Below are 12,347 nucleotides of genomic sequence, written 5' to 3' on the forward strand. Positions count from 1 at the left end.
TCTCTTGCAGTATCACGACGCGACCGGGAGCTGAACGCGCGGGCGGCGCATGGGCAACCTTCTACACGGCCTACAGGGTGGAGCCGCCCACCCTACGCAGCTAGAAGGACCCGCAGGTTGCAGTCGCGCTGCCAGCCGCGCCGCTCTTCGCTGGAGGCGGCCAGGCGCGCCAGTTCCTCGGGCGTGGCGGCGGCCTGGGCCTGCACCAGGCGGTCGGCCACGGCGCCGTCGGGCAGCATGGTGCCGAAGAAGGCCACGGTGTCGCCGCGCTGCACCAGCAGGGTAGGGAAGTTGTCGACGTCGAGGTCGCCGACGACGTCGGCCTGGTCTTCGATGTCGATCCAGACGAAGGTCTTGTCGGGGTGGCGCAGGGCCAGTTCCTCGAAGGTGGCGCGGTAGGTCGAGCAGGTGCCGCACCAGGCGGCGCACAAGCAGGCGACCGTCATGGCGTCGCCGTTGACGGCGGCGGCGATGGCCGCGCGGTTGTCGGAATCCAGGGTCAGGCTTTGCATGAGCCGGATTGTACCTTGTCGGCCCGGTTTTTCGCAGTCCCGGGAGCCCGCAGGCCCGGCGGCCGGCCTGGCGTGGCCTGGGGACGGCCGAGCAGGTAAAATATGGGCATGTCCAAGATTCTCGCCATTGAAACCTCGTCCGAACTCGCCTCCTGCGCGCTGCTCGACGGGGACCACGTCATCGCCCGTTCCACCTCCGGCGTGCGCACCCATTCGCAATCGGTCCTGCCGATGGTGCAGGAACTGCTGCGCGAAGCCGGCATTTCCCTGGCCGACTGCGACGCCATCGCCTTCGGCGCCGGCCCCGGCTCGTTTACCGGCGTGCGCACCGCCTGCGGCGTGGCCCAGGGCCTGGCCTTCGGCGCCGGCCTGCCGGTGCTGCCGCTGGTGACGCTCGAGGCGATGGCCGAAGCCTGCCGCGCGCGCACCGGCGCCGGCGAGGTGCTGGCCGTGCTGGACGCGCGCATGGGCGAAGTGTATTGGGCCCAGTACCGCCACGACGCCGGCCGCCAGGCCTGGATCGAGGTCGCCGCGCCCGCGCTGTGCGCGCCGCAAGACCTGCAACCCGTGCCGGCCGAGGGGCTGGCCGCCTGCGGCAACGGTTTTTCGGCCTACCCGGAAGCCTTTGCCGGCAAGGCCTTCGCCGCCGCGGCGCTGGACGACATCCTGCCGCACGCGCGCGAACTGGCGCTGCTGGGCGCCCCGGCGCTGGCGGCCGGGCTGGCGGTGCCGGCCGCCCAGGCCCAGCCGCTCTACCTGCGCAACAAGGTGGCGTATACCAGCGCCGAACGCCAGGCCATCAATGCCGCGAAGGCGCAGCCATGACGGTCGCGCAAGCCGTTTCCGGCCTGGTGTTCGCGCCGATGCAGCCGGGCGACGTGGACGAGGTCCATGCGCTCGAATGCAGCGTGTTCCCGCACCCCTGGAGCCGCGCCAATTTCACCGAGTCGCTGGCCAGCGGCTACGACGCCTGGACCGCGCGCGACGCGGGGGGAACGCTGGCCGGCTATTACCTGCTGATGTATGCGGTCGACGAGGCCCACCTGCTCGACGTGGCGGTGGCCGCCGGCCGCCAGCGCCAGGGTCTGGGGCGTTACCTGCTGGACCGCATCGGCGCGCGCGCCCGCGAGCAGGGCATGGCCTCGGTGCTGCTCGAAGTGCGCCCGTCCAACGAGCGTGCGCTGGAGGTCTACCGCCGCTACGGCTACCGCGAAATCGGCCGCCGCAAGGCCTACTATCCGGCCCACGGCGGCCAGCGCGAGGATGCCATCGTGATGAGGATCGACCTGTGAACCCTGCAGTGAAGCGTATCGGCGAGCGCGACGCCGCCTTCCTGGCCGAGATGGGCATCGGCCCCTTGTGGAGTTTGCGCGCCGTGCCGGAAGCGGCAGCGGAAGTGGCTGCAGAAGCGGCGCCGCAAGCACCGGCACCAGCACCGGCGCCAGTGCAAGCGCTGGCCCCGCCGCCGATGCCGCGCCAGGTCGCGGAGCCCGCCGTGCGGCAGGCCTGGACCCCGCCGGTCGACGAGGAGCGCGCCCGCGAAGCCGCGGCCGAGGCCGAACGCGCCCGCCTGGACGTTTCCGGCATGGACTGGGACGCCCTGCGCCAGGCCATCGCCACCTGCAAACACTGCAGCGCCTGCAGCGAAGGCCGCAAGCCGGTCCCCGGGGCCGGCGCGCGCGAGGCGCGCTGGCTGGTTGCAGCCGGCACCGCCAGCGCGGCGGACGAAGCCGCCGGCCAGCCGCTCACCGGCGAGCCGGGCAAGCTGCTCGACAACATGCTGGCGGCGGTCGGCATGTCGCGCGCGGCCGATGTCTATGTGACCACCCTGGTCAAATGCCGTCCGGCCAACGCCAACGGCGGCGACCGCGCCCCGACCGCGGAGGAAGCGGCGGCCTGCCGCCCCTTCCTGGAACGCGAGCGCGAACTGTCCGGCGCGCGCCTGGTGCTGACGCTGGGCCAGGTGGCGGCCGACGGCCTGCTGGGCAAGCCGCTGTCCGAGCCGCTGGCCGGCGCACGCGGCGCCGTGCACCGCCTGGGCAGCGTGCCGATGGTGGCCACCCTGCATCCGGGCGAACTGCTGCGGCGCGGCGCCGACAAGGCGCTGGCCTGGGCCGACCTGTGCCGCGCCAGGGCCGCGAGCGGCGAGCATGGACGCGCCGGCTGAGAGCTACCAGCAAGGCTTCCACCGCCGCTGGGGCCACCTGCGGCGCGCCCGGGTGCGGGCCCTGGCCTGGCTGCTCGATGCGCCCGACCTGCTCGACGCGCACGACCCGCTGTGGGCCGGCCGCATCGCCACCCTCGATCCGGTAACGCCGGAGCTCGCCGACTGGCTCGCGCGCCTGGACCGCGACCCTACAGCGCTCGATGAAGCGCTCGGCGCCAAGGTGCACACGCGCCTGGGCCTGTATGCCGAAAAGCTGATGGCCTTCTATTTCGCCCAGCACGGCCGCCTGGTCGCGCACAGCCTGCAGGTGCGCGCCAGCGCCAACGACACCATCGGCGAATTCGACTTCCTGCTGGACGACGGGCCGGACGGGCTCGAGCACATCGAGTTCGCCACCAAGTTCTATCTACTCGACGGCGATGGCGGAGGGCAGGGCGATGGTGCGGCGCAGGACTGGCAGCTGAACGCCCTGGTCGGCCCCAACCTGGCCGACAGCCTGGGCCGCAAGATGCGCAAGGTCTTCGAGCGCCAGTTGAACCTGGGTGGGCACCCGGCCGCGCAGGCGCTGCTGCCGCGCCCGGTAGCCCGGGCGCGCGCCCTGGTGAAGGGATGGCTGTTCTATCCCGCCGGCAGCTGGCCGGCGATGCGCGGCATCGCCGCCGGCCACTGCCGCGGCTTCTGGTGCGCGCTGGACGAGATCGACAGCCTGGCCGGGGAAGAATTCCTGATGCTGCCGCGCCTGCAATGGCTGGCGCCGTTCCGCGCCGCCTCGGCCACCTGGATGCTGAACCGCGCCCAGCTGCATGCGGAGCTGTCGGCGCAGTTCGAGACCGTGCCGGCGCCGGTGCTGGTGGCGGTGGTGCGCCACACTGCGGAGCTGATCGAGGAAGTCGAGCGCGGCTTCATCGTGCCGAACGACTGGCGCGAGCGCGCCGCGGCGCGGCGGGTGCTGAAGGCGGCATCCTGATTCAGTGATACGCAGCAGGCGAGCTATCGTCGCCTGTGATATGCGCAGGGAATCAGTGTTTTTCTTCGCCGATCAGCGCCAGCGAATCGTGCTCGCGCTGGTTGGCGGCGTGGCGGCGGCCGATGAAGTACATGATGCCCGCCACCGACAGCCCGAACATGACGATGATGATGTCGAGGTCCAGGTTCAGCGTGATCATGATCGCGTACAGCGCCAGCATGGTCAGGATCGACAGGTTCTCGTTGAAGTTCTGCACCGCGATCGAGTGGCCGGCGCTCATCAACACGTGGCCGCGGTGCTGCAGCAGCGCGTTCATCGGCACCACGAAGAAGCCCGACAGGAAGCCGATCAGGGCCAGCAGCGGGTAGGCCAGGTTCACCGAGGTCACGAAGATCATGCTGCACACGACCAGGCCCATGATGATCCCGAGCGGGATCACGGTGAGCGATTTGCGCAGCGGGATCATGCGCGCCGCCATGACCGCGCCCAGCGCCACGCCGATCGCCACGATGCCGATCAGGTTGGTGGCTTTGTCGAGCGGCATGTGCAGCGAGCGCTCGGCCCATTTCAGCACGATGAACTGCAAGGTGGCGCCGGCGCCCCAGAACAGGGTGGTCACGGCCAGCGAGATCTGGCCCAGCTTGTCGCGCCACAGGGTGGCCGAGCAGTTGGCGAAATCGGCGATCAGCTTGGCCGGATTGCGTTCCTGGTGCTCGTAGCGCGCGCCGGTGTCGGGAATGCGCAGGTTGAACAGGGCGGCCAGGATGTACACCACCACCACCACCGCCATCGCGGCATGGGCGCCGGTGTCGATGCCGGGGATGCCGAAGCCGAGCAGGAAGCTCGAACCGCGCTCGCTCACCAGGGCGCCGCCGGCGACGGTGCCGAGGATGATCGACATCACGGTCAGGCCCTCGATCCAGCCGTTGGCCGGCACGAGCTTCTCGGGCGGCAGCAGTTCGGTCAGGATGCCGTACTTGGCCGGCGAATACACGGCCGCGCCGAAGCCGACCACGGCATAGGCCAGCAGCGGATGCACGGTCAGGAACATCAGGGCGCAGCCGGCGATCTTGATCAGGTTCGCGATGAACATCACGCGGCCCTTGGGCAGCGAATCGGCAAAGGCGCCGACGAAGGCGGCCAGCAGCACATAGAAGAGCACGAATGACAGCTTCAGCAGGGGTGTCAGCGAAGCCGGGGCGTTCATCGACGTCAGCAGACTGATCGCAACAAAGAGAAGCGCATTGTCTGCCAGCGACGAGAAGAACTGCGCCGCCATGATGGTATAAAAACCACGGTTCATTCGAAAAGAGTAAAAACTGGTCCGAGTTGCTTTATACCATGAATGCCAGCCCGGCCAAAAGAAAACACGCCCTGTCAAAAGCGTTGCCGGGCCCGGTCCGGTAGAATAGCCCCTTTCCTGTAACACCGGTTTTTGCCATGCCGCGCCCGCTTTCCGCCACCATCCACCTCGACGCCATGCAGCACAACCTGCTGCGCGCGCGCGCCGAGGCGCCGCACGCCAGGATCTGGGCCGTGGTCAAGGCCAACGCCTACGGGCACGGCCTGGAGCGCGGCATGCGCGGCTTCGCCCAGGCCGACGGCCTGGCCCTGGTCGAGACCGAAAACGCCCTGCGCCTGCGCGAGCTGGGCTGGACCAAGCCGATCCTGCTGCTCGAGGGGATCTTCGATGCCCAGGACGTGCCGATGCTGGCCGAGCATAATATCAATAGCGCGGTCCACAACATCGAGCAGATCAAGATGCTGGAATACACCCGGCACTACCGCCCGATCGACGTGCACCTGAAGATGAACACCGGGATGAACCGCCTCGGCTTCACGCCCGGCGAGTACGAAGCGGCCTACCGGCGCCTGCGCGCGATTCCCGACGTGCGCCACATCACCCACATGACCCACTTCGCCAATGCCGACGAGCTGGAACACCCGCACCTGACCATGGCCGAGCAGGTGCGCCGCTTCCAGTTCGGCGCGGGCGAATTGCCGGGCGAGCGCAGCCTGTCGAATTCCGGCGGGGTGCTGCACCAGAGCCAGCTGGGCGAGGCGCTCAGGAACGACTGGGTCCGGCCCGGCATCATGCTCTACGGCGGCACCCCGGGCGCGCGCTCCGCGCTCGATTATGGCCTGCGCCCGACCATGACCCTGCGCTCCGAGATCATCGGCATCCAGCAGATCGAGGCCGGCGACACGGTGGGCTACGGCAGCCGCTTCGAGGCGACCGGGCCGATGACGATCGGCGTGGTGGCCTGCGGCTATGCCGACGGCTACCCGCGCCACGCGCCGCACGGCACCCCGGTGCTGGTCGACGGCGTTGCGACCACCCTGGTCGGACGGGTCTCGATGGACATGATGACGGTCGACCTGACGCCGGTGGCGAACGCCCGGATCGGCAGCAAGGTGCTGCTGTGGGGCGACGGTCTGCCGATCGACGAGGTAGCCCAGGCGGCCGGCACGATCGGCTATGAACTGATGTGCGCGCTCGCGCAGCGGGTGCGTGTGCAGGAAGTAAAATAAGGGAAGAACGGGAAGCGATGGCCAAGTCACGAACCTCTTTTGTCTGCAGCGAGTGCGGCGCCACCGCCGCCCGCTGGTCCGGCCAGTGCCCGGATTGCAAGGCCTGGAACACCATGGTCGAGACCGTGCAGGATGCGCCGGGCATGAACCGCATGTCGCAGACCGCGCACAAGGCCCTGGCCCAGACCGCGCCGGTGCTGTCGCTGAAGGATATCGAGGCGCTCGACGTGCCGCGCTTCGGCACCGGCATCGAGGAATTCGACCGCGTGCTGGGCGGCGGCCTGGTGGCGGGCGGGGTGGTGCTGATCGGCGGCGACCCCGGCATCGGCAAGTCGACCCTGCTGCTGCAGGCGCTGGCCAACCTGGCCGCCACCCGCAACACCTTGTATGTGAGTGGCGAGGAATCCGGGGCCCAGATCGCGCTGCGCGCGCGCCGCCTGTCGGTCGATTCGGCCGAACTGAAACTGCAGGCCGAGATCCAGCTCGAGAAAATCCTCGGCACCCTGGCGGACCTGAAGCCCGAAGTGGCGGTGATCGATTCGATCCAGACCCTGTATTCGGACGCGCTGACCTCGGCCCCGGGCTCGGTGGCCCAGGTGCGCGAATGCGCGGCCCAGCTCACCCGCGTGGCCAAGCAGACCGGCGTGACCATCATCCTGGTCGGCCACGTCACGAAAGAGGGCGCGCTGGCCGGCCCGCGCGTGCTCGAGCACATCGTCGACACCGTGCTTTATTTTGAAGGCGACACCCAGAGCAGCTTCCGCCTGGTGCGCGCGATCAAGAACCGCTTCGGCGCGGTCAACGAGCTGGGCGTGTTCGCGATGACCGAAAAGGGCCTGAAGGGCGTGTCCAACCCCTCGGCCCTGTTCCTGTCGCAGCACGACAGCCAGGTGCCGGGTTCCTGCGTGATGGTAACCCAGGAAGGCACGCGCCCGCTGCTGGTCGAGATCCAGGCCCTGGTCGACGCCAGCCACCTGCCGAATGCGCGCCGGCTGTCGGTCGGCCTGGAACAAAACCGCCTGGCCATGCTGCTGGCCGTGCTGCACCGCCACGCCGGCATCGCGGCTTTCGACCAGGACGTGTTCATCAATGCAGTGGGCGGCGTCAAGATCACCGAACCGGCGGCCGACCTGGCGGTCCTGCTGGCGATTAACTCGTCGATGCGCAACAAGCCGCTGCCGCGCGGCCTGGTGGTGTTCGGCGAAGTCGGCCTGGCCGGCGAAATCCGCCCGGCCCCGCGTGGGCAGGAACGCCTGCGCGAAGCGGCCAAGCTGGGTTTCTCGATCGCCGTGATCCCGAAGGGAAATGTGCCGAAGCAGAAAATCGAGGGCATGACCATCGTGGCCGTCGAACGCATCGACCAGGCCTTCACCAAGTTGCGCGAGCTCGACTAGGCCCCGCGTTGCGCGTCCGAGCTCTTATAATGCTGGCTGGCTCATCAGTTAATAGCGTGGTCTAAGGTGTTTGCAGAACAAAGAAAATCCGAACGCAAGGTGTTGCGCACGCGCGCCCGCGTCCACATGGAAGGGGCGGCGCCGCTCGGCGGCCGTACCAGCGACCTCGGCGCCAACGGCGTCAGCATCAGCCTGCCTGACCCGCTGCAGGTCGGGCAGACCGGCCAGCTCAGCTTCGACCTGCTGGTGGACGGCAACATCGTGCCGATCAGCGCCCGCGCCAAGGCGCTGTATTGCATTTTCAGCAATGGCGAATTCAAGGTCGGCTTCCAGTTCATGCACCTGGAGCTGGCGGCGATGACGGCGGTGGCGCGCTTCCTGCGCTGAACGCCCGTCCCGGCGTCACCAAGCAAAGCGGCGAGCGCCCAATGGGCCTCGCCGCTTTTTCGCTTTATGACATGGCCCGGTAATCGGGCCGGCACTATTCGTGATAGTGATCGTACAAGCCGTCTTTGCTACCCCGAACTTCCTGCCAGATCTCGAAAGCAACGAGTCCGGCCAGGCCGCTGAGTATGCCAAACACCATTACACTGAACATACAAACAAACGCCTTTCAGCATCCCCTCCCTATGAAAACGACACTTCCAGCTTAGCAGAAAGAGGCGTCTTTACAAGGCCGTCGGCGGCCTCGAGGGTGAATATTTTTATATCGGATGGGGCTGTTCGGGCCCGGCCGGGAAATGCGACAATCCGCATGGCGCGGTGCCGCCCGCTGGCCGGAAAAATGGCTTGTGCGCCCCGCGCTTCGCCGGCGCTTTTCGCCGATTATTACATCTGTCATCAACTTGTCATAATCGGCCAGTAGACTTCGCAGCGTCAATGAAACGGGACCTGTCCCGGACCTCTCTAAAGGATCCATCATGCGCATGAAGCACCTGTTCGTCTCCGTCGCCATCGCCGCCACCAGCCTGGTCGCCAGCGCCCAGGCCGCCAATATCACCGGCGCCGGCGCCACCTTCCCGTACCCGGTCTACGCGAAATGGGCCGAGCTGTACCAGAAGGCGTCGGGCATCGGTCTGAACTACCAATCGGTGGGCTCGGGCGCGGGTATCAAGCAGATCAAGGCCAAGACCGTGAACTTCGGCGCCTCCGACATGCCGCTGCCGGCCGCCGAGCTGAACGCCGCCGGCCTGTTCCAGTTTCCGGCCATCATGGGCGGCGTGGTGCCGGTCATCAACCTGCCGGGCGTGACCCCGGGCCAGGTGCGCCTCTCGGGCGCCGTGCTGGCCGACATCTACCTGGGTAAGATCACCAAGTGGAATGCGCCGCAGATTGCCGCGCTGAACCCGGGCGTGAAGCTGCCGCTTGATGACATCACCGTGGTGCGCCGCGCCGACAGCTCGGGCACTTCCTTCCTGTTCACCGACTACCTGTCGCAGGTCAGCCCCGAGTGGAAGACCAAGATCGGCGCCGGCACCGCGGTGAAGTGGGCGGTGGGCGTGGGCGGCAAGGGCAACGAAGGCGTGGCCGCCAACGTGCAGCGCATCAAGGGTTCGATCGGCTACGTCGAGTGGGCCTATGCCAAGAAGAACCGCATGCAGCACACCCAGCTGCAAAACCGCGAAGGCGCCTTCCTGCAGCCGGACGACGCCGCCTTCAAGGCCGCCGCCGCCGGCGCCAACTGGGCCGGCACCCCGGGCTTCGCGGTGGTGCTGACCAACCAGCCGGGCAAGGCCAGCTGGCCGATCACCGGCGCCAGCTACATCCTGATGCACAAGACCCAGGCCAATGGCGCTGCCGGCAAGGAAGTGCTGAAGTTCTTCGACTGGGCCTACAAGAACGGCGCCCCGGCTGCCGCCGAGCTGGACTACGTGCCGATGCCGGACAGCGTCACCAAGCTGGTGCAGGATGCCTGGCGCGCCAACCTGAAGGACGCGTCGGGCAAGGCAATCTGGTAACTTCCCGCTCGGCGCCAGGGGAGGGCCGGTCGCGCTTCAGCCGGGGCGGCCCTTCCGTTTGCCAGAAAAATCGACAAAAAACTCTATGAGCGTACAACCATCCGTCGCGCTGCGGGACCTGGCTGATCCGGCAGCGGTCGACGCCGCCCACCAGTCCGCAGCCTTGCGCAAGACCATGCGCAAGCAGCGCATCCAGGACTTTTTCTTCCACAAGATCACGCTGCTGTTCGCCGCCTCGGTGCTGCTGGTGCTGGTCGGTATCATCGTCTCGCTCATCATCGGGGCCGCGCCGGCCTTCAGGGAATTCGGCGCCGGCTTCATCACGCGCGTGGAATGGGATCCGGTGGGCGACCAGTTCGGCGCCCTGATCGCGATCTGGGGCACGCTCGCCACCTCGATTATCGCGCTGGCGGTGGCCTTCCCGATCAGCTTCGGGATCGCGCTCTTCCTCACCGAGATCTGCCCGGCATGGCTGCGCCGCCCGATGGGCACCGCGGTCGAGCTGCTGGCCGGCGTGCCGTCGATCATCTACGGCATGTGGGGCCTGTTCGTGTTCGCGCCGCTGTTCGCCGACCACGTACAGCCGCTGCTGAAGGCCAGCATCGGCCAGCTGCCGGTGATCGGCCAGCTGTTCCAGGGCCCGACCATGGGCATCGGCATCCTGACCGCCGGCCTGATCCTGGCCATCATGATCATCCCCTTCATCGCCTCGGTGATGCGCGACGTGTTCGAGATCGTCCCCACCGTGCTGAAGGAATCCGCGTACGGCCTGGGCTGCACCAAGTGGGAAGTGGTGCGCAAGGTGGTGCTCCCCTACACCCGCAACGGCGTGGTCGGCGGCGTGATGCTCGGCCTGGGCCGGGCGCTGGGCGAGACCATGGCCGTGACCTTCGTGATCGGCAACGCGCACGACCTGTCCTGGTCGCTGTTCTCGGCCGGTAACTCGATTTCCTCGACCCTGGCCAACGAATTCGCCGAAGCCGCCTCGCCGCTGCACGTGTCCTCGCTGTTCGCGCTGGCCCTGATCCTGTTCGCCATCACCTTCATCGTGCTGTCGGCAGCCAAACTGATGCTGGTCGGGATGTCCCGCAAGGAAGGAAGCAAATAATGCAAGCCGCTGCGAAGAACCCTGTGTACCGCAAGCGCCTGCTGGCGCACCGCGTCGGCATCGTGCTGTCGGTGCTGGCCATGGGCGTCGGCCTGGCCTTTTTGGCCTGGATCCTGGCGACCCTCCTGATCAACGGCCTGGGCGCCATCTCCGGCGCGCTGTTCTCGGCCGACACCCCGGCCCCGGGCAGCGAAGGCGGGGGCCTGCGCAACGCCATCTTCGGCAGCCTGATGATGGTCGGCCTGTCGACCCTGGTCAGCACCCCGATCGGCATCCTGGCCGGCATCTACCTGGCCGAGTACGGCGAGAACAACAAGTTCGCGCAGGTGACGCGCTTCGTGACCGACATCATGCTGTCGGCCCCGTCGATCGTGATCGGCCTGTTCGTGTATGCGATCTACGTCGCCAAGGTGCAGCACTTCTCGGGCTATGCCGGTTCCATCGCGCTGTCCCTGATCGCGGTGCCGGTGGTGGTGCGCACCACCGACAACATGCTGCGCCTGGTGCCCAACAGCCTGCTGGAAGCGGCCTACGCCCTCGGCGCGCCGCACTGGAAAGTGGCGATGACGGTGCGCCTGCGCGCCGTCAAGGCCGGCGTCGTCACCGGCGTGCTGCTGGCGGTGGCGCGCGTGTCCGGCGAGACCGCGCCGCTGCTGTTCACCGCGCTGAACAACCAGTTCTTCAGCGCCGACATGAACGCGCCGATGGCCAACCTGCCGGTGGTGATCTACCAGTTCGCCATGAGCCCCTACGACGACTGGCGCGCGCTGGCCTGGGGCGGCGCCCTGCTGGTGACCTTTACCGTGCTGCTGCTGAACATCCTGTCGCGGACCCTGTTCAGCCAGAAGACGCCGCGTTGAACCATCTAATTTCAGAGAACAAGTGATGACCCAAGCTATGCAAACCCAGGTGCCGAGCGTTGCCGACAGCAAGAAAACCGGCAAGACGATCGAGATCTCCGGCCTGAACTTCTTCTACGGTAAGACGCAGAGCCTGAAGAACGTGTCGCTCGACATCCACGACAAGCAGGTGACGGCCTTCATCGGCCCCTCGGGCTGCGGCAAGTCGACCCTGCTGCGCACCCTGAACCGCATGTACGATCTGTATCCGGGCCAGCGCGCCGAGGGCTCGATCATGTACCGCGGCCGGAATATCCTCGAGCCGGGCGTGGACGTCAACATGCTGCGCGCCAAGGTCGGCATGGTGTTCCAGAAGCCGACCCCGTTCCCGATGTCGATCTACGACAATATCGCCTTCGGCGTGCGCCTGTACGAGAACCTCTCGAAAGGAGAGATGGACGAGCGCGTGGAGTGGGCGCTGAAGAAGGCGGCCCTGTGGGAAGAGGCCAAGGACAAGCTGAACAAAAGCGGCCTGTCGCTGTCCGGCGGCCAGCAGCAGCGCCTGTGCATCGCGCGCGGCGTGGCGGTCAAGCCCGACGTGCTCTTGCTGGACGAGCCGACCTCGGCGCTGGACCCGATCTCGACCGCCAAGATCGAGGAGCTGATCAGCGAGCTGAAACAGGATTACACGATCACCATCGTCACCCACAACATGCAGCAGGCGGCGCGCTGTTCCGACTACACTGCCTACATGTACCTTGGCGAGCTGGTCGAATTCGGCGAAACCGACCAGATCTTCATGAATCCGGCGCGCAAGGAAACGCAAGACTACATCACCGGCCGCTTCGGCTGATCGAATAATACGAAACC

General features: G+C 67.3%; 13 protein-coding genes. 11 read left to right on the forward strand and 2 right to left on the reverse strand.

Annotation, left to right across the window (positions count from 1 at the left end):
• Positions 1 to 92: 92 nt before the first annotated feature.
• The gene (locus AB3347_RS01735; RefSeq protein ID WP_369090045.1) at positions 93 to 512 is read right to left on the reverse strand and encodes a thioredoxin family protein; all 420 of its coding nucleotides are present in this window, start codon (positions 510 to 512) and stop codon (positions 93 to 95) included.
• A 108-nt stretch (positions 513 to 620) separates the two neighbouring features.
• On the opposite strand from AB3347_RS01735, the gene tsaB reads away from it, so the two are divergent.
• The 4 genes from tsaB to AB3347_RS01755 are packed head-to-tail and all read left to right on the forward strand — an operon-like array spanning position 621 to position 3,646.
• Positions 621 to 1,337: a tRNA (adenosine(37)-N6)-threonylcarbamoyltransferase complex dimerization subunit type 1 TsaB gene (tsaB, locus tag AB3347_RS01740; protein WP_369090046.1), complete on the forward strand. Its 717-nt coding sequence runs from the start codon at positions 621 to 623 to the stop codon at positions 1,335 to 1,337.
• The gene (gene rimI / locus AB3347_RS01745; RefSeq protein ID WP_369090047.1) at positions 1,334 to 1,804 is read left to right on the forward strand and encodes a ribosomal protein S18-alanine N-acetyltransferase; all 471 of its coding nucleotides are present in this window, start codon (positions 1,334 to 1,336) and stop codon (positions 1,802 to 1,804) included. Before tsaB ends, rimI begins: the two co-directional genes overlap by 4 nt.
• The gene (locus tag AB3347_RS01750; RefSeq protein WP_369090048.1) at positions 1,801 to 2,679 is read left to right on the forward strand and encodes a uracil-DNA glycosylase family protein; all 879 of its coding nucleotides are present in this window, start codon (positions 1,801 to 1,803) and stop codon (positions 2,677 to 2,679) included. The genes rimI and AB3347_RS01750 overlap by 4 nt, the downstream gene beginning before the upstream one ends.
• Entirely contained in the window at positions 2,663 to 3,646 is a 984-nt protein-coding gene (locus AB3347_RS01755) for a DUF1853 family protein (protein ID WP_369090049.1), read from the forward strand. Before AB3347_RS01750 ends, AB3347_RS01755 begins: the two co-directional genes overlap by 17 nt.
• Before the next feature lie 52 nt (positions 3,647 to 3,698).
• On the opposite strand, the gene lplT is transcribed toward AB3347_RS01755, so the two are convergent.
• On the reverse strand, positions 3,699 to 4,949 hold the full coding sequence (gene lplT, locus AB3347_RS01760; protein ID WP_369090050.1) for a lysophospholipid transporter LplT: 1,251 nt from the start codon (positions 4,947 to 4,949) through the stop codon (positions 3,699 to 3,701).
• Positions 4,950 to 5,086: 137 nt separating this feature from the next.
• On the opposite strand from lplT, the gene alr reads away from it, so the two are divergent.
• The 7 genes from alr to pstB all read left to right on the forward strand — a co-directional run bounded on the left by alr (position 5,087) and on the right by pstB (position 12,330).
• Positions 5,087 to 6,178, forward strand: coding sequence for an alanine racemase (alr, locus tag AB3347_RS01765; RefSeq protein ID WP_369090051.1), 1,092 nt, complete (start codon positions 5,087 to 5,089; stop codon positions 6,176 to 6,178).
• Between the two features lie 17 nt (positions 6,179 to 6,195).
• Positions 6,196 to 7,572, forward strand: a complete 1,377-nt coding sequence (gene radA / locus AB3347_RS01770) for a DNA repair protein RadA (RefSeq protein WP_369090052.1) — start codon at positions 6,196 to 6,198, stop codon at positions 7,570 to 7,572.
• Positions 7,573 to 7,638: 66 nt separating this feature from the next.
• Positions 7,639 to 7,959 carry a PilZ domain-containing protein gene (locus tag AB3347_RS01775; protein ID WP_369090053.1) on the forward strand — a complete coding sequence of 107 codons (321 nt, stop codon included), beginning with the start codon at positions 7,639 to 7,641 and terminating at the stop codon, positions 7,957 to 7,959.
• 533 nt (positions 7,960 to 8,492) lie between these two features.
• Positions 8,493 to 9,530 (forward strand): phosphate ABC transporter substrate-binding protein PstS, encoded by a 1,038-nt coding sequence (gene pstS, locus AB3347_RS01780; RefSeq protein WP_369090054.1) that lies wholly within the window; start codon positions 8,493 to 8,495, stop codon positions 9,528 to 9,530.
• Between the two features lie 175 nt (positions 9,531 to 9,705).
• A complete protein-coding gene (pstC, locus tag AB3347_RS01785; RefSeq protein ID WP_369090511.1) occupies positions 9,706 to 10,638 on the forward strand; it encodes a phosphate ABC transporter permease subunit PstC in 933 nt (310 codons plus the stop codon).
• On the forward strand, positions 10,638 to 11,498 hold the full coding sequence (gene pstA / locus AB3347_RS01790) for a phosphate ABC transporter permease PstA (RefSeq protein ID WP_369090055.1): 861 nt from the start codon (positions 10,638 to 10,640) through the stop codon (positions 11,496 to 11,498). Before pstC ends, pstA begins: the two co-directional genes overlap by 1 nt.
• Positions 11,499 to 11,535: 37 nt before the next feature.
• Positions 11,536 to 12,330 carry a phosphate ABC transporter ATP-binding protein PstB gene (gene pstB / locus AB3347_RS01795; protein ID WP_369090512.1) on the forward strand — a complete coding sequence of 265 codons (795 nt, stop codon included), beginning with the start codon at positions 11,536 to 11,538 and terminating at the stop codon, positions 12,328 to 12,330.
• Positions 12,331 to 12,347: the final 17 nt, after the last annotated feature.

It is taken from the genome of Massilia sp. X63 (assembly GCF_041023745.1).
Lineage (GTDB): Bacteria > Pseudomonadota > Gammaproteobacteria > Burkholderiales > Burkholderiaceae_D > Telluria.